At 35.1% G+C, this 21380-nt stretch carries 25 protein-coding genes; 8 read left to right on the top strand and 17 right to left on the bottom strand.

Annotation, left to right across the window (positions count from 1 at the left end; all coding sequences use genetic code 11):
* Window positions 1–272 precede the first annotated feature (272 nt).
* A complete protein-coding gene (locus tag AC0L0O_RS04350) occupies window positions 273–548 on the top strand; it encodes a hypothetical protein (protein ID WP_000054667.1) in 276 nt (91 codons plus the stop codon).
* A 50-nt stretch (window positions 549–598) separates the two neighbouring features.
* Here the strand turns inward: AC0L0O_RS04350 and AC0L0O_RS04345 are convergent, their stop codons facing one another.
* The 3 genes from AC0L0O_RS04345 to AC0L0O_RS04335 all read right to left on the bottom strand — a co-directional run bounded on the left by AC0L0O_RS04345 (window position 599) and on the right by AC0L0O_RS04335 (window position 3532).
* Window positions 599–931 (bottom strand): DUF3909 family protein, encoded by a 333-nt coding sequence (locus AC0L0O_RS04345; RefSeq protein ID WP_000365608.1) that lies wholly within the window; start codon window positions 929–931, stop codon window positions 599–601.
* Window position 932: 1 nt separating this feature from the next.
* Window positions 933–1814: an NAD(P)-dependent oxidoreductase gene (locus tag AC0L0O_RS04340; RefSeq protein ID WP_000400423.1), complete on the bottom strand. Its 882-nt coding sequence runs from the start codon at window positions 1812–1814 to the stop codon at window positions 933–935.
* Window positions 1815–2239: 425 nt separating this feature from the next.
* Window positions 2240–3532 (bottom strand): GGDEF domain-containing protein, encoded by a 1293-nt coding sequence (locus AC0L0O_RS04335; RefSeq protein WP_001023204.1) that lies wholly within the window; start codon window positions 3530–3532, stop codon window positions 2240–2242.
* 332 nt (window positions 3533–3864) lie between these two features.
* Between AC0L0O_RS04335 and AC0L0O_RS04330 the strand changes: the two genes are divergently transcribed.
* From AC0L0O_RS04330 to AC0L0O_RS04320, 3 genes are all read left to right on the top strand, one after another.
* The gene (locus AC0L0O_RS04330) at window positions 3865–4482 is read left to right on the top strand and encodes a nitroreductase family protein (protein ID WP_000180378.1); all 618 of its coding nucleotides are present in this window, start codon (window positions 3865–3867) and stop codon (window positions 4480–4482) included.
* A 286-nt stretch (window positions 4483–4768) separates the two neighbouring features.
* The gene (locus tag AC0L0O_RS04325) at window positions 4769–4987 is read left to right on the top strand and encodes a hypothetical protein (RefSeq protein ID WP_000100488.1); all 219 of its coding nucleotides are present in this window, start codon (window positions 4769–4771) and stop codon (window positions 4985–4987) included.
* Window positions 4988–5183: 196 nt separating this feature from the next.
* Window positions 5184–5546 carry a DUF3915 domain-containing protein gene (locus AC0L0O_RS04320; RefSeq protein WP_000468027.1) on the top strand — a complete coding sequence of 121 codons (363 nt, stop codon included), beginning with the start codon at window positions 5184–5186 and terminating at the stop codon, window positions 5544–5546.
* Between the two features lie 97 nt (window positions 5547–5643).
* Here the strand turns inward: AC0L0O_RS04320 and ptsP are convergent, their stop codons facing one another.
* The 4 genes from ptsP to glcT form a co-directional block, all read right to left on the bottom strand.
* Window positions 5644–7356 (bottom strand): phosphoenolpyruvate--protein phosphotransferase, encoded by a 1713-nt coding sequence (gene ptsP, locus AC0L0O_RS04315; RefSeq protein ID WP_000174221.1) that lies wholly within the window; start codon window positions 7354–7356, stop codon window positions 5644–5646.
* Window positions 7356–7619, bottom strand: a complete 264-nt coding sequence (gene ptsH, locus AC0L0O_RS04310) for a phosphocarrier protein HPr (protein WP_000411080.1) — start codon at window positions 7617–7619, stop codon at window positions 7356–7358. The genes ptsP and ptsH overlap by 1 nt, the downstream gene beginning before the upstream one ends.
* 135 nt (window positions 7620–7754) lie before the next feature.
* Entirely contained in the window at window positions 7755–9818 is a 2064-nt protein-coding gene (ptsG, locus tag AC0L0O_RS04305; RefSeq protein ID WP_000473200.1) for a PTS glucose transporter subunit IIABC, read from the bottom strand.
* A gap of 339 nt (window positions 9819–10157) precedes the next feature.
* Window positions 10158–11006, bottom strand: coding sequence for a glucose PTS transporter transcription antiterminator GlcT (gene glcT, locus AC0L0O_RS04300; protein WP_000073874.1), 849 nt, complete (start codon window positions 11004–11006; stop codon window positions 10158–10160).
* 165 nt (window positions 11007–11171) lie between these two features.
* Between glcT and AC0L0O_RS04295 the strand changes: the two genes are divergently transcribed.
* Window positions 11172–11978 carry a Cof-type HAD-IIB family hydrolase gene (locus AC0L0O_RS04295; RefSeq protein ID WP_000594222.1) on the top strand — a complete coding sequence of 269 codons (807 nt, stop codon included), beginning with the start codon at window positions 11172–11174 and terminating at the stop codon, window positions 11976–11978.
* Between the two features lie 70 nt (window positions 11979–12048).
* Here the strand turns inward: AC0L0O_RS04295 and phnF are convergent, their stop codons facing one another.
* From phnF to scpA, 6 genes are all read right to left on the bottom strand, one after another.
* On the bottom strand, window positions 12049–12780 hold the full coding sequence (gene phnF / locus AC0L0O_RS04290) for a phosphonate metabolism transcriptional regulator PhnF (RefSeq protein ID WP_002194085.1): 732 nt from the start codon (window positions 12778–12780) through the stop codon (window positions 12049–12051).
* On the bottom strand, window positions 12710–13498 hold the full coding sequence (gene nagB / locus AC0L0O_RS04285) for a glucosamine-6-phosphate deaminase (RefSeq protein ID WP_001024206.1): 789 nt from the start codon (window positions 13496–13498) through the stop codon (window positions 12710–12712). The genes phnF and nagB overlap by 71 nt, the downstream gene beginning before the upstream one ends.
* A gap of 4 nt (window positions 13499–13502) precedes the next feature.
* On the bottom strand, window positions 13503–14645 hold the full coding sequence (gene nagA, locus AC0L0O_RS04280) for an N-acetylglucosamine-6-phosphate deacetylase (RefSeq protein WP_001983978.1): 1143 nt from the start codon (window positions 14643–14645) through the stop codon (window positions 13503–13505).
* 208 nt (window positions 14646–14853) lie between these two features.
* On the bottom strand, window positions 14854–15756 hold the full coding sequence (locus AC0L0O_RS04275) for a ComEC/Rec2 family competence protein (RefSeq protein WP_001214094.1): 903 nt from the start codon (window positions 15754–15756) through the stop codon (window positions 14854–14856).
* 78 nt (window positions 15757–15834) lie between these two features.
* On the bottom strand, window positions 15835–16407 hold the full coding sequence (gene scpB, locus AC0L0O_RS04270; RefSeq protein WP_000376225.1) for a segregation/condensation protein ScpB: 573 nt from the start codon (window positions 16405–16407) through the stop codon (window positions 15835–15837).
* Window positions 16408–16565: 158 nt separating this feature from the next.
* A complete protein-coding gene (gene scpA / locus AC0L0O_RS04265; RefSeq protein WP_001199758.1) occupies window positions 16566–17309 on the bottom strand; it encodes a segregation/condensation protein A in 744 nt (247 codons plus the stop codon).
* Between the two features lie 169 nt (window positions 17310–17478).
* Here scpA and AC0L0O_RS04260 point away from each other — a divergent pair, with 169 nt between their 5' ends.
* The gene (locus AC0L0O_RS04260; RefSeq protein WP_000510194.1) at window positions 17479–17574 is read left to right on the top strand and encodes a YjcZ family sporulation protein; all 96 of its coding nucleotides are present in this window, start codon (window positions 17479–17481) and stop codon (window positions 17572–17574) included.
* Window positions 17575–17672: 98 nt separating this feature from the next.
* The gene (locus AC0L0O_RS04255) at window positions 17673–18191 is read left to right on the top strand and encodes a DUF309 domain-containing protein (RefSeq protein WP_000283602.1); all 519 of its coding nucleotides are present in this window, start codon (window positions 17673–17675) and stop codon (window positions 18189–18191) included.
* Window positions 18192–18211: 20 nt separating this feature from the next.
* Here AC0L0O_RS04255 and ribT read toward each other — a convergent pair whose 3' ends face one another.
* The 3 genes from ribT to AC0L0O_RS04240 all read right to left on the bottom strand — a co-directional run bounded on the left by ribT (window position 18212) and on the right by AC0L0O_RS04240 (window position 19486).
* Window positions 18212–18580: a GNAT family N-acetyltransferase RibT gene (ribT, locus tag AC0L0O_RS04250; RefSeq protein ID WP_000908398.1), complete on the bottom strand. Its 369-nt coding sequence runs from the start codon at window positions 18578–18580 to the stop codon at window positions 18212–18214.
* Between the two features lie 68 nt (window positions 18581–18648).
* Window positions 18649–18831, bottom strand: coding sequence for a hypothetical protein (locus AC0L0O_RS04245; RefSeq protein ID WP_003289317.1), 183 nt, complete (start codon window positions 18829–18831; stop codon window positions 18649–18651).
* Between the two features lie 217 nt (window positions 18832–19048).
* Complete coding sequence (locus tag AC0L0O_RS04240) at window positions 19049–19486, bottom strand: peptidylprolyl isomerase (protein ID WP_000853783.1); 438 nt, start codon at window positions 19484–19486, stop codon at window positions 19049–19051.
* A gap of 187 nt (window positions 19487–19673) precedes the next feature.
* On the opposite strand from AC0L0O_RS04240, the gene AC0L0O_RS04235 reads away from it, so the two are divergent.
* Complete coding sequence (locus tag AC0L0O_RS04235) at window positions 19674–20540, top strand: DUF1002 domain-containing protein (protein WP_000850504.1); 867 nt, start codon at window positions 19674–19676, stop codon at window positions 20538–20540.
* Between the two features lie 30 nt (window positions 20541–20570).
* On the opposite strand, the gene AC0L0O_RS04230 is transcribed toward AC0L0O_RS04235, so the two are convergent.
* The gene (locus AC0L0O_RS04230) at window positions 20571–21374 is read right to left on the bottom strand and encodes a Cof-type HAD-IIB family hydrolase (RefSeq protein WP_001989656.1); all 804 of its coding nucleotides are present in this window, start codon (window positions 21372–21374) and stop codon (window positions 20571–20573) included.
* Window positions 21375–21380 lie beyond the last annotated feature (6 nt).

Below are 21380 nucleotides of genomic sequence, written 5' to 3'. Positions count from 1 at the left end.
TTTCCAACCTTTTATTCACTCTACATATATACATCCTCCTATGGAGCAGGCTTATTTCAAAATATGAAATAAGCCTGATTTTTTATTTTCTCAAACGTATGCGTCCTTCCTTTCAAAAACGATCTTATCCTTCTATTTTTCAAGTGTATTTCTTAACATTTTTTGAACATTTATTGAACTTTTTTTGAATTTTTTCTGAAAATTCTGTTTTATATATGATATACTACAATTAACTAAGAAGGAAAAAATATTGCAAACAGAGGGGGATAATCATGAGTTTACTTATCGCACTTATACTGGGGGTTACGTGTGGAGCACTTCCTATTATTCTAGGAGCTATTATGGAAGAATTAGAAGTTGGTGTGTTAGGTTTTGTTGCATCTTGTGTAAGCGCTTTATTCTTTGGTTTGTTCGGTGCTATTCCTATTTCAATTCTGTGTGCATTTTATATAATACGCCATGCTCGTACAAAACAATTTGGTCCTAATCACATCGCGCAAGTTATTCCATTCCCAATTGAACGATGCCGCCGTGCTTCTAGCTTATAATTATAAAATTAAATATACTTAAATAAATAAAAGTCCTCATTTGAGGACTTTTATTTATTTTCTTCTAGAAATTGAAACAATTCTTGTAAATGCAAGGCGTCTTCACTATAACTAAGAGATACGTGGCATATACCGTCAATCTCTGCTTGCATATAAAGGTCAACTCCATCTCGATCATATTTTAATGCCAAATAAAACTCCATTTCTTCTAACATCTTTTTTGAAGTTCGAATAACGTAATGCCCTTTTTCATCTCTTCCATATTCGAATTTTGGTTCAAAATCATATTTTTGTTTAAAAGCTTCTATTTGTTTTTCATTAATTTGTACACAAGTTGCTCGTTGTACAGCATCAATCATCTCATCAAATTTTTGAAGATCCATCTCACTTACCCCCTATGTATTTTTTGTATAACACTTGTGTTCCGCTATTCTCTTCTCCATCTTTTATTAGCTCTTCATACAATTCCTTCGCCAAACTTAAACCTGGTACTGGTAATTGTAATTTTTCAGCCTCATCTAAAGCAATCTTCATATCTTTCATAAAATGCTTTACATAAAACCCCGGTTCAAAATCTCCCTTTAACATGCGAGGAGCTAAATTACTCAATGACCAGCTACCTGCTGCCCCCGTTGAAATACTCTCTAATACTTTATCTGGATCTAGTCCAGCTTTTTTCGCATAAGCAACCGCTTCACATACTCCAATCATATTAGAAGCAATTGCAATTTGATTGCACATTTTTGTATGTTGTCCACTTCCAGCTGGTCCTTGCAACTGAATATTTGTTCCTAGTTTTTCAAATAACGGTAAACATTTTTCATATATTTCTTTCTCGCCACCGACCATAATTGCGAGTCTTGCCTCTTTCGCACCGACGTCTCCTCCAGATACAGGCGCATCTAACGTATATATATTCTTACTTTTACCCGCTTCATTAATACGTTTTGCCAATGTTGGTGTAGATGTCGTGAAATCAATTGTAATTGTACCTTCATTTGCATTCTCCAAAATCCCATCTATCCCAAAATACACTTCTTCTACATCATGTGGATATCCTACCATAGTCATTACAACATCCACTTGCTTTACTAAGTCTTTCGGTGTATCACACCAATTTGCACCATCTTGCACTAAAGAATCTGTTTTCGCTTTCGTTCTATTATATACATATACCTTATGACCTTCTTGCATTAAATGATGAACCATACTTTTTCCCATTACACCAATACCGATGAAACCTATTGATAAAGTTTTATGTTCCATTTTCTCATCCCCTTTGTTCTAATAACTCTCTTACTATATTTCAGAACTCTTTATTCAATATAACACGTTCTTTATCTCCAACCAAAACTTCTCATTACATTACTTTCATACTAAAGATCGATCTACTTTTTTTATGATACTAACCTTTTTATCTTCCTCTATATTCTCTAATATTATCAGTCCAATAACAGGCATTACTATTATTCTTTCCCTTAATTCCCAATAAAATAAAAAGAGATTATCCTCCTAATTAGCCCAGACATTAGGCTTTTACGGCTAAGTAATGCGGAATTAAATAATAGGTTACACCATAAACTCTACAAATAATATAACGATCTTCATTATATTTATTGTGTACTTTCATACATATATTTTTCTCATTCTATAATTAGACAAAAAAAATCGCAACAATTTGTTGCGAAAAATCACTTTTTTTCTTTTCTATATACACACACTTGATTTTTACCATTTTTTTTCGCTTCATATAATGCAATATCCGCCCGTTGCATTAATTCTTCTCTTGTAATCCCTTTTTCATATAATGCAACTCCAAAACTCGCTGTTAATTTCGAAATTCCCGAGAATTGCTTTGTTTCTATAAAAAATCGTAATGATTCCGCAACTTGAAATGCTTCTTTTTCCACTGTATTCGTTACTAAAATAATAAATTCTTCTCCTCCCCACCTTGCAAACACATGTTGCTGCTCCACTTTAGATTTCATAAGCTCTGCAAGCTCAATTAATGCTAAGTCACCAAAATCATGGCCATACGTGTCATTTACTGCTTTAAAATTATCTATATCAAATAAAATAAGTGCTATGTTTTCATTATTACGCATCGCATTATCCCATTCTGCCTCTAGTATTTGTTGGAATTTCAAACGATTATAAATCTCTGTTAACGAATCTATCATAGCAAGCCTTTCTTGTTCTTGATAGATTTCATCTAATTCTGTAATCTCTGTACACTTCACAATAAATCTTGATAAATCTTCTGGCAATGGTGTTGCACGCAATAAAAAAGTTGACACTTCCCCTTCATAGTTGGACATCTTAATTCTTCTATCATATGATAATGTATCATCTAACCATGTTATATCATGAGTTGTTGAATAGTATCCATTTTCTCTAATAAGATGTTCAGCAAATACTAAATGTTGTTCACGATAAGCAAACAAATTTTCATATCCGAAAAACTCTAAAAAATTTGTATTACAATCAACAATTTCATCGTCTTCTACTATAAATAATAGATCATTTCGAAAATCAAACATCGTTTGAAGTAGTTCTTGTTGCAAACTTACTTGCCGCACTAAAGAAAGCTGATATAAGCTTTTATTCACTTCCTCTAACACCATTTGCGGAGTCACAGGGGCTATCACAATATTACGTATTCCTAACGTAAGCACCTCTGCAAACTCGCTTGTTATTTGTTGATCCCAAATGACAATAAATGTACTCTGTGGATTATACATATTCTTTATATATTTTATTTGAGAAAAATCTGTTACATACATAATTACAATATGTGGTTTAGTCCTCTGAAACAATACTTCTCCTTCTTCAAAACTATTTGCTATAAACATACATTTTGGATGGATATTTTCTATCGTTTGTTGATGTGTGCATCCATTTTCTATATAAAGGACATTTAACTGAAGATCTTGTAATACATTTTGGAAAACCGTATTCTCTAATAAAAAATGTAGTATGTTCATCACTAGTCTTCACTCACTTCATATATCTTGTTCTACTGAATTCCTCACAAACCTTTTATAAAAAAAACTGTTCTCTCAAAACTTTAATGAGTGAGGGATACATGTTAACAAGCTAATTGAGAATGTTCTCTTCGTTTTTCATTCTATAAATTCCTTTTTTAGTGTATGATTATTGGAATTGTATCGTTTGTATGAATGCCCTAGCTTCTGCTTTAAAACTTGACAATTAAAATAAAGATATTATATTCTTAAATTCGATAACTTACAAAATGTAAGTAGAATGTATTACATGTATTTTTTCATAATTTGATATGTAATTTGGAGGATATATAATGACAAACGACAACTTTTTTAATGTTCTATATGAACGCACATCTACACGTGCATTCAACCCAGAAAAAGAAATTTCATCTGCAGAGTTACACGAGATTTTAAAGGGCGCTGCTCAAGCACCTTCTGCTTGGAACTTGCAGCACTGGAAATTCCTCGTATTCCAAGGTGAAGATGTACAGAAACGATTACACCCAATTGCTTATAACCAACAACAAATTCTTGATGCTTCTGCTGTAGTCGCTATTTTAGGTGATTTAGAAGCTTATAAAAACGTTGAACCAGTATATGGTCCAATTGTAGAACAAGGATTTATGAAAGAAGAAGCAAAAGAGCGCTTAGCTAAAAATATTGAATCTGCATATGCTCGTGAGCAATTTCCAAGGGATGCAGCCTTTTCAAATGCATCTTTAGCAGCTATGCAACTTATGCTTGCAGCTAAAGCAACTGGCTGGGATACTTGTGCTATTGGTGGTTTCAATCCACAAGCACTTTCAGAGGAATTCAATGTTTCATCTCGTTACGTACCAATTATGCTTATTACAATTGGTGAATCAACTTTAAAAGGCCATCCTGCACCACGAATGAGCGTAGAACAAGTTAGTGAATGGGCGAAATAATAAAGTGTAACTTAAATCAGTTTGAGTTCTTACTGCACATTAATATCAGGTAGAAAAGAAGCGAAGGTAGAAATTACCTTCGTTTCTTTTTGTTCTGTCACACATCCGTAATATTACAATGTATAATTCGACATCTATACAAAAAAAAACGTAAATTCCATGCTATTTCTATACATACAAATGACGTTTCATGTCGAATTTTGTTAAACTATTGAAATATAACCGTGTATTTTTATTACAATTATGATACAATGATAACAAATAGATAACAAGAGAGGGATTTTCATTGAGTTCATACGGAAGCTTTATCGCACTTTTATGTTACATAGTAACTGTACTGCTTCTATATTTTATTGGCGATGCTGCAAACATTTCAGTTTTACAATTTCCAAAAGAAGAAGCGTTCCAATTAGAATCAGAAAAACATACTGTACGATCCATCGTACCGCTACTCTTAGCTCTTCCTGTATATATCATCGTTTTATATAAAAGCAAAAAAGTGTAAAGGCTACCCGTTTCATTTATTTCGGTGGTCTTTACACTTTTTTGTGATATCTATCCTATTTTAAACATCATCCTGTAATAAACACCCAGCTAGTCTTTTAAAATGAGAAATTCCCCTAGAAAAAATTCCACTCTCTGTCCAGTCACTCACTACCGAACTTACATAGATTATAAGTGTGAAGGGGGTGATGAGGATTATGTTTGGATCATTTGGATGCTGTGATAACTTTAGAGACTGTCATCATCATGAAAGAGAGCGCGACCATCGTGAGAAAGAGAGAGAGGTTAAACCACAACAACCAGCTGTATGTAACGTACTTGCTAGCATTTCAGTTGGAACAGAGCTTTCTCTATTAAGCGTTAAAGGTGTTGGATCTTTCAACAATGTAATTTTTGAAGGTTTCTGTAACGGTGTTGCTCTTTTCTCTGCTTTAGCTCGTAATAACAATGACAAAGATAACAAAGATAACAACAAAGATGATAAGCACAATCAAAACCGAAATACTTTTACTGGTATTTTACGTGTATGCCCAACTGATATTGTTGCGATCGCTATCTAATTCTGTTCCTTATCTTCAAGAGTAAGAAAATAAGTTTTACTTTTCTCATAGAAAAAACCTGAGACCGATTTCAAATCGACTCAGGTTTTTTTATTAATTATATGCTTTTAACTAGTTCAACAACTTCTTCAGCAGTTGACATCATTAATGCTTTTTCTGCTAATGTTTCCATTTCTGCTTTTGACAACTTGCTTAGTTGTGTTCTTGCAGGAAGAATAGATGTTGCACTCATACTGAACTCATCTAAACCTAATCCTAATAATAATGGGATAGCAAGTGAATCGCCCGCCATCTCACCACACATACCAGCCCATTTGCCTTCTTTATGAGCAGCATCGATAACCATTTTTACAAGACGTAAAATAGATGGGTTATATGGTTGGTATAAGTAAGATACTTGTTCGTTCATACGGTCTGCAGCCATTGTGTATTGAATTAAGTCATTTGTTCCGATAGAGAAGAAATCAACTTCTTTTGCGAATTGATCTGCTAATACTGCTGAAGCTGGGATTTCAACCATCATACCAACTTCAATAGAATCAGAAACAGTTGTACCCGCTTCTACAAGTTTCGCTTTTTCTTCTAATAAGATCGCTTTTGCTTGACGGAACTCATCAAGAGTTGCAATCATTGGGAACATAATTTTTAAGTTACCGTATACGCTAGCACGAAGTAATGCACGAAGTTGTGTACGGAACACATCTTGCTCATCAAGACATAAGCGAATTGCACGGTAGCCTAAGAATGGGTTCATTTCTTTTGGTAAATGTAAGTATGGAAGCTCTTTATCTCCACCGATGTCAAGTGTACGAACAACAACAGGTTGACCTTCTTTTACACCTTCAAGAACTGCTTTATACGCTTCGAACTGCTCTTCTTCTGTTGGAAGATTGTCACGGCCCATGTATAAGAATTCTGTACGGTATAAACCAACGCCTTCTCCGCCATTATCGATAATACCTTGTACATCATTTGGTGTTCCGATATTTGCAACAAGCTCAACGTGATGTCCATCACTTGTTACAGTAGCTTGGTCTTTTAATTTTGCCCATTCAGCTTTTTGCTCTTCAAATTTCGCTTTCTTTTCTTCAAACGAGCGAAGAGTTTCTTCTGATGGATTAACAATTACTTCCCCATCTAAACCATCGATGATTACGATATCGCCGTTTTGGATTTTCTCCATAACAACTTTTGTACCAACAACAGCTGGAATTTCCATAGAGCGAGCCATAATTGCAGAGTGAGATGTACGTCCGCCGATATCAGTAGTAAAACCTTTTGCATACTTACGGTTTAACTGAGCTGTATCAGATGGTGTTAAATCTTCAGCAATAATGATTACTTCTTCAGAAATTGTACCAGGATTTGAGAAGTTAATGCCTAGTAAATGCGCAAGAACACGTTTTGTTACGTCACGAATGTCCGCAGCACGTTCTTTCATATATTCGTTATCCATGTTTTCAAACATAGAGATAAACATTGATGCAACTTCATCCATTGCAAATTCAGCATTTACTTTTTCGCTATTTACTTTATCTTTTACTGGGTTTACTAGTTCTGGATCATTTAACACTAATAAATGTGCTTCAAAGATCGCAGCTTTGTCAGCACCTAGCTCAGCAAAAGCGTGGTCCTTAATAGCTTCTAATTCAGTTTTTGCTTTCTCAAGCGCAGCTTCTAAGCGTGCAATTTCTGCAGCTTCGTTTGTAATTGATTTCTTTTCGATGTTAAATTCAGGATTTTCAAGTCTGAAAGCCTTTGCAATAGCAATCCCACTTGATGCAGCAATCCCTTGAATGTTAAGAGTCATTATTCTCCTAATCCTTCGTTTTTCATAGTTTCTTCGATAGCTGCTAGTGCTTGAGCTGCATCATCACCATTTGCAGTGATTTTAATTTCTGCGTTTTGTTGAATGCCTAAAGACATAACGCCCATGATTGATTTTAAGTTAACGTTCTTTCCGTTATACTCTAAGTTAATGTCAGAACCAAATTTGCTTGCAGTGTTTACAAGTAGAGTTGCTGGACGAGCATGAATTCCTGAGTCGCTAGTTACTTTAAAGATTTTTTCCATGATAATTTATCTCCTTTAAATTACAGTATTTTTTAGTTGTATAGACGTGAGTACTACATCATCTATTGTATATAATAGGCGATGTTCGGTCAACCACATCGCCTATTATAATTATAAACATTTTGCGTCAAATTCCTACTGAATGTCAATAATTGCGTTTTCGCCCTTCTTAACATTTCCATCTTTTTTCAATTCGACTTGTTGCCCTTGTTGTAAATTTGTAAAGACAATTGGTGTAATGATAGATGGTGCATTTTCTTTTACAAATGCAAGATCTACTTTTAATAATGGTTGTCCTTGTTTCACTTTATCACCTTGTGCTACAAGTGCTTCAAAACCTTCACCATTTAATTTTACAGTATCAATACCGAAGTGGATTAAAATTTCTTTTCCGCCTTCAGATTGAATACCAATTGCATGTTTTGTAGGGAATACGTTGACAATTTCACCGTTAACTGGAGAAACTACTGTTCCTTCTGTCGGCTCAATTGCAAATCCGTCTCCCATCATTTTTCCTGAGAATACTTGATCAGGTACTTCTGTAATTGGTAGGATTTTCCCTTCAATTGGTGAAACGATTGTTTCGTTTGCATCAACTTTTTGAGGAGCTTCTTCTACTTTTACAGGCTCTTCTTTTTCAACATGAGGTGTACGACCTGACATAATATCGTGAATTTGTGATTTTAATGTGTCAGATTTCGGTCCAAAAATAGCTTGAATGTTATTTCCAACTTCAAGTACACCAGCTGCTCCAAGCTCTTTTAAACGATCTTTGTTTACATTCTTTTGTTCGTTAACTTGAACACGTAAACGAGTAATACAAGCGTCTAAAGAAGCAATGTTTTCTTTACCACCAAGTGCTACTAGTACTTCACGAGGAAGTTCACCAGCTTCTGCTTTCCCTGCGCCGTCATTCGCATTTGCTACTTCACGACCAGGTGTTTTTAGATTCCATTTACGGATTGCAAAGCGGAATCCGAAGTAGTAAATAACTGCTAGTACAAGACCAACAACAATTACCCACCACCATGCTGTACGGCCTGGTAATACACCGAATAACATAAAGTCAATTAAACCACCAGAGAATGTCATACCAATTTTAACACCTAAAATTTGCATTGTCATAAATGATAGACCAGCGAATACGGCATGAATTCCGAATAGTACTGGTGCTACGAATAAGAATGAAAATTCAAGTGGTTCTGTAATACCTGTTAAGAAAGATGTTAATGCAGCAGAACCTAAAATACCAGCTGCTAATTTTTTATTTTCTGGACGTGCTTCATGGTACATCGCTAAAGCTGCTGCTGGAAGACCGAACATCATGAACGGATACTTACCAGTTGTAAATGTACCTGCTGTTAATTCTACACCGTCTTTTAACTGTGCCATAAAGATTTTTTGGTCACCACGGATTAATTCGCCAGCTGCATTTGTATACTGACCGAATTCGAACCAGAACGGTGAATAGAAAATGTGATGTAATCCAAATGGAATCAATGAACGTTCAATTAAACCGAATATGAATGCTGCTAATGTTCTATTTGCATCAATCATTTGATGTGAGAACGTATTTAAGCCACCTTGAATGTATGGCCAAACGAAGCACATGATAATACCTACTACTAAAGAGAATGTTGCAGTTGCGATCGGTACGAAACGCTTACCTGCGAAGAAACCTAAGTATGATGGTAATTCAATGTTGAAGTATTTATTATAGCAATATGCCGCTACTATACCGACGATAATACCACCAAATACTCCTGTTTGTAATGTTGGAATTCCTAATACGTTTGCGTATGCTGGATCCGTAAATCCAATTTTCACTGGATCTGCTCCAGAACTTGTTACTTTCACTAGCTTATCTACTTCTAAGAACACACTCATCGTTTTGTTCATAATTAAGTAGCCGACGAACGCTGCTAAACCAGCTACTCCATCTCCACCAGCTAAACCAATCGCTACCCCAACTGCGAATAATAATGCAAGGTTAGCGAAAATAATATCACCAGATTGTTCCATAATTTTTGCTACCATTACGAACCAATCTGCTTTTAATGCAGGAATAACATTTGTTAACTGTGGATTTTGAAATGCATTACCAAATCCAAGTAAAATACCTGCTGCCGGTAAAATCGCAACTGGAAGCATTAACGCTTTTCCGACTTTTTGAAGAACACCAAAGATCTTCTTAAACATGGAAACCCTTCCTCTCTTATCTATATTGATACCTTCCGACAAACGCCAAAAAGACATGAGGAAAAAAAGATAGAACGATAGCTATACAAAGGGTAGTATATCCCTTTCTCTAGCTTACATTCCTTACTTTTCTCCACTCATGCCTGATCGAATCAGTAACACGTGTCAAAAATAGGTTTACGTATAAGTTCACTATAATTAAGGCAAACGTTTTCTTTATTTCCCTTAATGTGTTTGTCGAAATTTGTATAACTTTGCAATAGTTATTATACATAACTATTGTAAGCGATTCAATGATTTTTTTTAACGTTTTCATTTTAGACAAAAATATATGTCTTTTTACACATGCTCTGCTTTCACTAAGCGCTGCAGGTGCATTGTTAAATATATACTTTCTGCTTCATACACAGGAAGTTGCAATTCTTTTTGCATGACCTTAACTAGCTTCCAAGCTAAATTATAACAGACAGGATATTCCGCCCTTAATAACTCAGCAAAACTTTGTGATTCCTCTACTTTCTCCCCTTTTTTCACCCGTTCAATAGCATATTGCAAATGACGGATAAGGCGTAAATAGTGGATACTTTCTTGGTCCAATGTAATTTGTAAGTTTGTCTCAATTAAAGATACAAGTTGTGCAATGAGACGGGAGTTTTGATTCACTGAAGATAGATCTGAATTTGTAAGCGAACTGTAAATATGAAGTGCAATAAAACCAATTTCTCCCTCTGGCAATGTAATTTGCAAACGAGAATTTAAAAGATCTACAACACCTTCAGCAATTTCATATTCTTCTGGATAGAGCATTTTCGTTTCAACTAAAAAAGGATTATCAATTGTAAGTCCTTGTTTTAATCGTTTAATTGCAAAAGAAATATGATCTGTTAAAGCGATATGAATATGTTCATTTAATGGTGATTTTGCTTTTTCTTGAATATAGAACATAATATCATTCATTAATTCAATTAATTTTTCACTCACATGCGGCACTAACAGTTTGTATTGTTCACGATCACGTTCATTTTTTAAAACAAACATTTTTTCAATTTGTTCTTGTCCTAGTACATCTTTCGCTTTTTTTCCAAATCCAATTCCTTTACCAATCACTACTACTTCCTCGTGTTCAGGATGGCTAGCAATGATGACATTATTATTTAAAACTTTTTTAATTTCTAGATAATTACTCATATAACACCACCCTCGTCCTTAAATAGCCTGCTTTTATGTTACAGAACATTCTTCTTTGTCGTCAATGTAAAACATCTACCATTTCATAAAAATTCATTTTTTAGACATGTTTATATATGATGCGTATAATGTAAGAGCAACTGTACATAGAAAGGAGATAACAATATGATTAAAATGTTTGTAAGTGATATCGATGGTACAATGATGCAACACGGGGGTATTATTGATGAGCAAGATGTTGCGGCACTTCGCAGTCTTGCTGAGCAAAATGTTATTCTTTGCTTCGCCTCTGGACGACTTGATAATGAAATTGCAGACTTAATGAAAGCTGTAAATACAAATTTCCATCGTATTAGTGTGAATGGTGTTTTCGTATATACAGATGAAAATAAGCAACTCTTATCTGCAACTTTTGATTCCAGCATTCTTCCTGAGTTGTTAGACATGACAAATGAAGATCCTTATTTCCGTTATGTTAGTGATGAACATAATTACTATATTGAAGAGAAGACACCGTTCATTCATGAACTTGAAAAACAAGTAACGATGACTTCTGTTGAAGAACCAAATTTATTACAGAAAATAGATGATACAATTTTTCCAAATAAAATTTCTGTGGGTGGAACAAAGGAGAGTTTGCAACTCCTTCAGAAAAAAATTGATGAAAAATTCCACGGAAAAGTGAGTACCTTCATTTCAGCAGAACAATGTTTAGATGTAATGCCACCGAATATTAGTAAAGGCTCCGCTATTTCAGTTTTATTAAAAGAGTTTCAATTACAACCAGAGGAAGTTGCTTGCATAGGGGATTCTTATAATGATATTCCAATGTTTTCTTTAACTCCTCACAGTTTTGCTATGGCTCAGGCAGATGACGCAGTAAAAGAACACGCTCACTATGTAGTAAATACAGTTAAAGATGCTGTTAACCACGTAATTGCTCATAATAAAAATACGACTCACTCCTTGTAAGGATGAGTCGTATTTTTTCTTTACATGTTAAACAATTTGACATTTACTGTACTTCACAAACTGAAATATATTATTTGTTACGTGCGATGTTCGTAATAAACTTATAACGATCCCCGCGATAAATACATTTCACATACTCTAACGGTACTTCACCTTCTGAATATGACCATTGACGCATTACAAGCACTGGCGCCTTTTTAGGAATATGCAGATGTTCCGCTTCATTATCCGTTGCAATTGAAGCTTCAATTGATTGAGTAGCGCTAACAAGTTTAAAGCCCAGTTTTTTCTCTAGATGTTCATATAAAGATTGTTGCAATATTTCTTCGTTAATATCTTTTACAAGAGCTGGCGACAAATATGTCGTCTCAAAAGCAATCGGTTCATCATCCGCTAAACGAATACGTCTCACTTCATAAACCGATTCTCCCTCCTGTATTCTCAGCCGGTCTGCTATTTTCGCAGTAGCTGGAACTAGGCGGAAACTTAGCAATTGACTACTTGGGTTCATTCCACGAGAAATCATATCTTCTGTGAATCCTGTCATTCCTTGCAATTTTTGTTCCACTTTCGGAAGTTGGACAAACGTACCGATTCCACGTTTCCGATATAAATAACCTTGTTCCACTAAATTATTAATCGCCTGTCTGATTGTCATACGACTCACTTCGAACTTATCGCAAAGTTCATTCTCAGATGGGATTTTATCTCCCGGCTTCCATTCGCCGTCCTCAATTAGCTGTTTCACCCACTCTTGAATCTGATAATAGATCGGAAATGGTGAATACTTGTCGATGTTCATCAGCAATCGCCTCACTGCATAAAGATAGAGCTTCTTGATCAGCGATTACGGTTACATTCGGATGACGTTGTAAAACTGTAGCAGGACACGCTTCACTATATGCACCTTGCAATAATTCTTTAACAGCTTCTGCCTTTTTAGAACCCATAGCAACAAGTAGAATTTGTTTCGCTTTCATAATGCTTCCAATTCCCATTGTAATTGCATGAGTTGGCACATCTTCTTCTTTTTCGAAGAAGCGAAGGTTTGCTTGGCGTGTAGATTCTGTTAATTCAACAATGTTGGTTGGAGAATTAAACGGTGTTCCTGGCTCGTTAAATCCGATGTGACCGTTTTCACCGATTCCAAGAATCTGTAGGTCAACTGGGTTAGCAGCTAGAATGCCCTCGTAACGTTTGCACTCTTCCTCTAAATCACTTGCCATCCCGTTTGGTACATAAGTTTGTTTAAATGGAAGATGATCAAACAACTGTTCTTGCATGAAATAATGATAGCTGTTTTTATCTTCATGTGGTAAATTTACGTACTCATCTAAGTTTACAGTGGTTACACGGCTTGTATCAAGTTTATTTTTTCGCATTTCTGCATAAATACCTAATGGAGAGCTTCCTGTAGCCATTCCTAATGTTGGATTTTCTTTTGTTTTTACAACTTCTTCAATTAATTTATAACCTGCTTCTGCTAGTTCTTCTGGAGTTTTTACAACAAGAATATTCATTTAATTACTTCCCTTCCTTCATATGAATTCCTAAACGAACCGTATCATATACATGTAAATCTTCATTCATCACAACAAAGTCTGCATCTTTTCCTACCGCTAATGCACCTTTATTATTTAATCCAAACTCTTCTGCTTGGTTAACTGATGTCATCAGTACTGCATCTTCGATTGAACAACCTGTAAATTCAATTACATTTCGGAAAGCTTGATCCATTTTTAGAATACTACCAGCTAGCGTTCCATCTTCTAATCGAGCACTACCATCTTTTACATGTACTGGCTGTCCGCCAAGCTCATATAATCCATCTTCAAGACCTTTTGCACGCATTGCGTCAGTAATAACACTTACTTTTTTCGGTCCTTTTAATTTATATGCTAATTTCACCATATCAGGGTGAATGTGAATACCATCTGTAATTACTTCAACCATTACATCTGGATTTAATAACACATGACCAACAACTCCTGGTTCACGGTGATGTAATCCACGCATTTGATTGTATAAATGCGTTGCATGTGTAATGTTTCTGTTTTTTAGTTGCGCATCAATTGCATCTGTATGCCCCATTGTGCCGACAACACCAGTTTCAGCAAGATACTGCTCAAACTCTAATGCTCCTTCTTCTTCAGGTGCGTATGTTACTAATTTAATTAGATTTCCGCTTGCTTCCTGCCATTGTTTAAATTGTTCAATATTAGCAGGAACAATATGTTCAAGTGGTTGTGCACCTGCACGTTTTTTTGAAACATACGGTCCTTCTAAGTGAATATATTCGAAATGTGCTCCTTTTTCTTTCGCTTCCTTCGCAGCATGTAGTGCTGCTTCGATTGCTTCTGGAGCTTGTGTCATTGTTGTTGGGAAGTAAGTTGTAACTCCTTCTTTTAACATTTCTTTCCCTAGAGTTACTAACCCATCGCTATTTGCATCCATCGCATCAATATCGTATCCACCATGAATATGAACATCAATCATACCTGGAATCACAATCTTCCCTGCTGCATCTAAAACAGTTTCATTTTCTTGTGATACATATTGAGCCATCAAACCAATTTCTTTAATTGTTTCTGCGTAACGAATAAATCCGTTTTCTACTACTTCTTGACCTGTATAAATTTTGGCATTGATGACAACTTGCGTTTTCATTTTCATCGATCCTTTCCCATGAAATACCTACTTGTTATTATTACCTTATTCGCCTAATTCCATCTTAATATATGCACGAGTAGTTGTCTATACATTCTAATGAAATTTCCTCTTTGTTTAACAAAAAGGAAACTTAGTACGTCTGTTGTAATTATAATATATGTTATTCACTTTTCCAAAAAGGGAGAATATCCCCTTATCAGATTACTCACTTCAATAATGGCATTAACCCGCTAGACCCTATTATAATATGTTCGCCGTCTGTTTCCATTTCTACCGTACGTCTATTTGTTCCATACATCATTATACCACGCCGTTTTAATCGTCTCACTACACTTTGATGCGGATGCCCATACGGATTTCTGCTACCATAAGAAAGAATCGCGAACTGTGGTTCCACCTTCTTTATAAACCTTTCACTTGTTGAAGTATATGAGCCATGGTGCCCCACCTTTAACACATCTGCATGTACATCAAATTGCTTTAATATCTCCGTTTCCGTCCGCACATCAGCATCACCCATTAGTAAAAAATCTGCCTTACCATACCGAACCTTTAATACAATTGAAGATTCATTATTTTCATCTTTAGACTTCCCATTGTTTAATACTTGTATGGAAACATGCGGATCTAGCGGTATGTATTGGCCCTCTTTTACTGAAATGAAAGGGATCCCCCTTTTCTTTATATTATTTCGATACGTATGATAAGTAAGAGAACTATATGTTTTTCCACTATCTAATATAAGTGATACTGGCATTTGCTCTACAATTGGAATGAGTCCCCCAATGTGATCCATATCAGGATGAGTACTGACGATAGCATCTAAATGGTTAATTCCTTTTTCAATTAGCTTTTGGATAATAACCTCACCAGCTTCATAAGGCCCTCCATCAATTAACATCGTTTGTCCATTTGGCAATGTAATAAGTGTTGCATCACCTTGTCCAACTTTTAAGAAACTCACTTTCATTTTACCAAAATGTTGCCGCTGCATATGTAAAGGAGACGCAGTATGAATAGACATCATATACCTTTTTGCCGATGCACTATTTAAAGAAAAGCATAACAAAACAGAAACTAATAATAAAATACTTCGTATACCTCTCATAACTCGTCTCCTTTTTTCAATTAGTATGGCACGGTATATAATTGATATACAAAAAAAGCTTAGCAAAATGCTAAGCTTTTATTTCGATATCTCTTGTAAAGAACCGAAGAATAAATCCGCTTCATTCATTTGTTCGTTTTCTTCAGAAAGCGGAGGTAAATCATCTAATGTTTTTAATCCAAACGTGTCCAAAAATTCTTTCGTCGTTCCATATAAAATAGGACGCCCAGGTCCTTCTGCTCTTCCCATTTCTTTTATAAGTAAGTGTGATACTAACGTTTGTAACGCCTTATCAGTTTTTACTCCTCTAATCTCTTCCATTTCAGTTCTTGTAATCGGTTGGCGATATGCAACAATCGCTAACGTTTCTAGAGCAGCCTGAGAGAGTGAAGCAGCTGTTGGGATCTCTATTAGTTTTTGATAGTAAGACGCATGTTCTTTCTTTGTAGCAAAACGATATACTTTTGCATACTGTACAATTTGCAAACCGCGGTGTGCACCTTCACATTCTTTTTGCATTTCTTCTAAAATATCGATTACTTCGTTTCCTTCAATTTCAAGGACTTTTGCTATTTGTTCAGGATAAATCCCTTCATCACCAGAAACAAATAAAAGCCCTTCAATAATTGATTTTTGTTCTGTTCTATCCATTTTACGAACTCCTTCCTCCTATTTTCTCCATAAAAATACACATCAAAAAACCGAATCACAATCAATGCGTTCGGTTCAATATTTTTTCTCTTGTTCCAAACGATACATTCAAACCTAGCATGAGATATACTATTTCTATCCCATTTTCTATACTAACTCTATGCAGATTTAGTATAGCTTGATACGAAAATTTCATCAAAATTATGTTCTTGTTCAATTATGATTTGTTGATTTTTCATAAGCTCAAGAACCGCTAAAAATGTTACAACCATTATTTCCCGTTCATCATCAACAAATAAATCATAAAAACTTTGACGACCACCTTGTATTTCTAACTGCTTCAAAATATCCGTCATGCGCTGTTCAATTGGTATTTCTTGACGAGTAATACGTGTTGTCACAGGTTTCTTTGCTTTTTTACGGCGCATTAATTTTTGAAATGCCGCTAGCATATCATATAACGTAACATCAAGAGGCAAGTTTGTCTCTTCTTCTTGTTGCAACGATGTAAAATCAATTGGCGGACGTGTATATAGCTGTGCTCTTTCTTGTTCTCTTTCTTTTAGCTCAGTAGCAACTTGCTTATATTTCTTATATTCAATTAACCTCTCCATCAATTCTTGACGAGGATCATCTATAAAGTCATCACCGTTATCAAGTACATCTTCTTCATGTTTCGGCAACAACATTTTACTTTTAATTTGTAATAACGTTGCAGCCATTACTAAATACTCACTTGCAACATCTAATTGTAGTTCTTTCATCGTATGAACATAAGATAAATATTGCTCTGTAATTTCCGCTACAGGGATATTATATATGTCAATTTCATAACGATGTATTAAATGTAACAATAAATCTAAAGGCCCTTCAAAAGCCTCTACTTTAAAATTATACTGCACAAAGCATCCCACCACATTTTTTCTATAACAACATAAGTATAGAGCATACTCATGTTCTATCCAACCTTTTTAAGAAATTTAATTAAAAATAGACCGATGCCTATGTCATCATGCCCACCACTTCATATGATAACAGTGTAGTAAGAACAATGTAGGAGGTCAAAAAACTATGGGTCACGTTGATTGCGGTTTTAGCGGTGGGTTCGCATTACTTGTTGTGTTGTTTATTTTACTAATTATTGTAGGAGCAGCTTGCTTCTGCTAATATGAACAATAACGACTAGGGAGAAATTCCCTAGTCGTTTATTGTTCATACTTCTATGATAAACTTATATTTATAAACGTTAGATAGGAGCGAAGAAAATGTATCCTACCGAATACATACAGTTTTTAATTCATTTTCACGGAGATTATGATTATTTTGAATGTCACGAAATACTGGAAGAATATTGGAAAACAAAACCAAGAGGGAATCGTGATAATTATTTAGTCGGCCTCATTCAAATTGCAGTTTCTTTATACCATCACAGACGCTCTAACTGGAATGGCGCAGAGAAAATGATGAAAAGCGCCATAACAATTTTAGAAAAAAACAGCGCACATTTACTTCGTTTAGGAATAAATGAGGCACAGCTTCTATTCTTACTCAAAGATAAATTGCAATCTATCCAGAAAAAAGAAGGTTTTACACCATTATTTTTACCATTATCGGATATAGCATTAGAAAAGCAGTGCATAGAATTATGTGAGAAACAAAACCTTCCTTGGAAAGACGTGAATGCTATTTCTAATGAATATATAGTACATAAACACACATTACGTGATCGAACAGAAGTCATCGCTGAACGAAACGAACAATTACAAAAAAGAAAGCAGAGATAATAAACTACTTATCTCTGCTTTCACGAATGTATATTTTGTTCAAGCCCTGTACACTTTTTGCAAAAACTTGCTGTTTGCTCATTTCCGCAAATTGTAAATTCAAGAAATTTACTCTTTAACTCTTGAACCATCTTCGTCCCAATACCCATATGACGGTGAGATGGGTTCACACTCAAATGCTGAATTTCCAAAACTTGATTCTCTTTTTTTACAATCCCCATTATTCCAACAAAATCTTCGTTTTGTTTCCACAAATACAATTGCCAATCATCCTTTGCTTCATAATCTTTCATAGTCAATTGTAATGTTTTCACATCTTTTTCAGTTGGCATAAATGAAAGAAGCCCCATTGCAATCTTTTCATAACTTTTTTTAAAACGAATTAACATAACCCTTATCCCTTCTTACAAAAGTTACAAACTATTAAATCCCCTCAATCACTCTTTCCATATCACATTCATTTTACAATATTTTCAACAGAGTGAGAAGAGCTTAAAACAACTTGATAATCATACAAAGTGAAAAGAAGAAAGTCAAATATACGTTTCATTACTATTTTTTCTAAGTAAATACAAGAAGAAACGCTGTTATATGAAAGTAAAAAAAAGCATCCACCGCTCATGATCACTTCACTATTCATCACATTAGAGCAGATGAATTCTAGCAAATTCATGTAATAAAAAATCTTTATTGAAACATGTAATTTAATGTATTCTATGTAATTTGTTAAAATTTTGTTCTCATAAGCGACATATTCTCACTACAATCACATTACTACTTGTATCATGTACCGTAAACGCAATACCCATTCCTATTAAAAATAAAAAAGAGAGCAATAGCTCTCTTTTCTCATTAAATTATTCTTCCCAAACTTTAACTTCTTTCATTACATCACCTTGACGCATGTTTAATACCGTTTCAATACCGCTTGTTGCTTTACCAAATACAGTATGTACACCATCTAAGTGTGGCTGCGGCTCATGAACGATAAAGAATTGGCTACCGCCTGTGTTACGGCCAGCATGAGCCATAGAAAGTGATCCTACAAGGTGTCTATGAGGATTTCCATCAGTTTCACATGGGATAGAGTAACCTGGGCCACCTGCACCTGTTCCTGTTGGATCTCCACCTTGGCTTACGAAGCCAGGAATAACGCGGTGGAATGTCACACCATCATAAAATCCTTGCTCTGCTAGTTTTTTAAAGTTTTCTACAGTTTTTGGTGCCTCTTCTGGGAAAAATTCTAAATCGATTTTTTCACCATTTTCCATTAATATGTATCCTAAAGTTTTCATACGTATATGTCTCCTTTCAACTATCTCAGCACTATATTACCACATTCATGACTAGAAACAAAAAGAATCCGACAATCTACATACTTCTTTTTTGAAATGTGGAAAAAGCTAGGTGACAAATAAGAAATATATACTATAATAACTGTGTTGCCCGAAAATTTTAGAAAGAGAAAGGGAGCGATTTTTCGTGAAAACGAAATTACTAGCTCTGCTATTAGCTGTAGCAGTATTTATGATGCCAACAGCTTCGTTTGCAGACATCATCGAAGGAGAATCAATTGTTACACTAGGAGAAAACTTGTCTGAACAACAAAAACAAGATCTGTTAAAAGAAATGAAAGCACCAAAAGATGCTACAATCATTACTGTGTCTAATGCGGAAGAACATAAATTTCTAGAAGGGATTGTTCCAAAAGCACAAATTGGTACGAGAGCAATTTCCTCTTCTATGATCACATACACAAAGCCAGGTTCTGGTCTCATTGTACGTTCAAAAAACATTAATTCAATAACAGATGCAATGTACACAAACGCCCTTATTACAGCGGGTGTGAAAGATGCAGAAATCCAAATTACTGCCCCATTTAAAGTTTCTGGAACTGCTGCTTTAACTGGTTTAATGAAAGCCTATGAAACAACATCAAACAAAGCAATTCCTGAGGAAGTAAAAAAAGTAGCCAATGAAGAAATGGTGCAAACATCCCAGCTCGGCGATAAAATTGGTGAAGAAAAAGCAGTACAACTTGTTGCAAAAATTAAAGAAGAAATTGCGAAAGAGCAACCACAAACGACTGAAGATTTACGTTCATTAATTAAAAAAATCGCGGATCAACTTGGTATTACATTAACGGATGAACAGTTAGATAACTTAGTTGCGCTATTCGATAAAATGAAAAACCTTAACATCGATTGGAATCAAGTTGGCAGTCAGTTAAATAAAGCAAAAGAACACGTTTCTGCCTTTTTAGGATCTGAAGAAGGGCAAAGTTTCCTAGATAAAGTTAAAGATTTCTTCTCAAGTATCATTGATTTTGTTAAATCGTTATTCAAGTAAAAAGAAGCTCGTCACTGACGAGCTTCTTTCTTATGCAAGTAATGGCAATTTCATAATAGCTTCTTCGACCGAACGAACTATATGATTTGCCTTCTCCTTCACATATGGGTGAGCATGATGCAAAGTGAATGAATGCGGGGTTACTTCAAACATGGAAATATCATTGAAAGAATCTCCAATGCATGCAACCTCATTTGCTTCAATTTGCAAATGTTCCATTAGTCTCCTTAAAGCACTTCCTTTACTTACTCCCCTTGGCATAATGTCAACATAGCGTTTACCAGACATGAAAACTTCCGCTTCGCTCTGAAATGTATATCGTAATTCTTGATCTAACGCTTCAATTGTCTCTTCTTCCCCAAAAACAAACAATTTCGCAGGGTGTACAGTTTTACCAAATTCCTCTTCCAAAGCTTCTATCTCAGCAATATGCACACCCATATACGTTTCAAAAGTATGATGATGTTCATTCTTTCTTTTTGTATACCGTTGCTCATTTGCACAAACAATATCTGCTAGTCCCTTTTTATGGATATATCGATATATTTCCTGGGCAACCCCATCTTCAAAACTTGATTCATGAAATATTTTCCCATCTGGTAGTAACATCGTCGCTCCATTTAAACTAGTTGTGTAGTACGGGAATGCAAACCTATTTACGACTTCATCAATTCGATGAGTAAAGCGGCCCGAGGCAAAACAAATATTTGTCCCTTTTTCAGCTAACCAACAAATTGCACGTTCATCTTCTTTTTGCATATCATTCACATTGTAAACGAGCGTGTCATCTAAATCACTTACAAATAATTTAATCATGTCCTCTTCCCCTTCCATACACAA

This window comes from Bacillus sp. GS3m_15504, assembly GCF_055825275.1.
The sequence above is the reverse complement of the archived record's forward strand: the minus strand, read 5'-3'. Positions and strand labels throughout refer to the sequence as shown.

Excerpts from the sequence above, each read along its gene's own strand:
- AC0L0O_RS04350 (WP_000054667.1), top strand. The coding sequence starts at position 273 with ATGAGTTTACTTATCGCACTTATACTGGGGGTTACGTGTGGAGCACTT.
- AC0L0O_RS04345 (WP_000365608.1), bottom strand. The coding sequence starts at position 931 with ATGGATCTTCAAAAATTTGATGAGATGATTGATGCTGTACAACGAGCA.
- AC0L0O_RS04340 (WP_000400423.1), bottom strand. The coding sequence starts at position 1,814 with ATGGAACATAAAACTTTATCAATAGGTTTCATCGGTATTGGTGTAATG.
- AC0L0O_RS04335 (WP_001023204.1), bottom strand. The coding sequence starts at position 3,532 with ATGAACATACTACATTTTTTATTAGAGAATACGGTTTTCCAAAATGTA.
- AC0L0O_RS04330 (WP_000180378.1), top strand. The coding sequence starts at position 3,865 with ATGACAAACGACAACTTTTTTAATGTTCTATATGAACGCACATCTACA.
- AC0L0O_RS04320 (WP_000468027.1), top strand. The coding sequence starts at position 5,184 with ATGTTTGGATCATTTGGATGCTGTGATAACTTTAGAGACTGTCATCAT.
- ptsP (WP_000174221.1), bottom strand. The coding sequence starts at position 7,356 with ATGACTCTTAACATTCAAGGGATTGCTGCATCAAGTGGGATTGCTATT.
- ptsH (WP_000411080.1), bottom strand. The coding sequence starts at position 7,619 with ATGGAAAAAATCTTTAAAGTAACTAGCGACTCAGGAATTCATGCTCGT.
- ptsG (WP_000473200.1), bottom strand. The coding sequence starts at position 9,818 with ATGTTTAAGAAGATCTTTGGTGTTCTTCAAAAAGTCGGAAAAGCGTTA.
- glcT (WP_000073874.1), bottom strand. The coding sequence starts at position 11,006 with ATGAGTAATTATCTAGAAATTAAAAAAGTTTTAAATAATAATGTCATC.
- AC0L0O_RS04295 (WP_000594222.1), top strand. The coding sequence starts at position 11,172 with ATGATTAAAATGTTTGTAAGTGATATCGATGGTACAATGATGCAACAC.
- phnF (WP_002194085.1), bottom strand. The coding sequence starts at position 12,780 with ATGAACATCGACAAGTATTCACCATTTCCGATCTATTATCAGATTCAA.
- nagB (WP_001024206.1), bottom strand. The coding sequence starts at position 13,498 with ATGAATATTCTTGTTGTAAAAACTCCAGAAGAACTAGCAGAAGCAGGT.
- nagA (WP_001983978.1), bottom strand. The coding sequence starts at position 14,645 with ATGAAAACGCAAGTTGTCATCAATGCCAAAATTTATACAGGTCAAGAA.
- AC0L0O_RS04275 (WP_001214094.1), bottom strand. The coding sequence starts at position 15,756 with ATGAGAGGTATACGAAGTATTTTATTATTAGTTTCTGTTTTGTTATGC.
- scpB (WP_000376225.1), bottom strand. The coding sequence starts at position 16,407 with ATGGATAGAACAGAACAAAAATCAATTATTGAAGGGCTTTTATTTGTT.
- AC0L0O_RS04260 (WP_000510194.1), top strand. The coding sequence starts at position 17,479 with ATGGGTCACGTTGATTGCGGTTTTAGCGGTGGGTTCGCATTACTTGTT.
- AC0L0O_RS04255 (WP_000283602.1), top strand. The coding sequence starts at position 17,673 with ATGTATCCTACCGAATACATACAGTTTTTAATTCATTTTCACGGAGAT.
- ribT (WP_000908398.1), bottom strand. The coding sequence starts at position 18,580 with ATGTTAATTCGTTTTAAAAAAAGTTATGAAAAGATTGCAATGGGGCTT.
- AC0L0O_RS04245 (WP_003289317.1), bottom strand. The coding sequence starts at position 18,831 with ATGAATAGTGAAGTGATCATGAGCGGTGGATGCTTTTTTTTACTTTCA.
- AC0L0O_RS04240 (WP_000853783.1), bottom strand. The coding sequence starts at position 19,486 with ATGAAAACTTTAGGATACATATTAATGGAAAATGGTGAAAAAATCGAT.
- AC0L0O_RS04230 (WP_001989656.1), bottom strand. The coding sequence starts at position 21,374 with ATGGAAGGGGAAGAGGACATGATTAAATTATTTGTAAGTGATTTAGAT.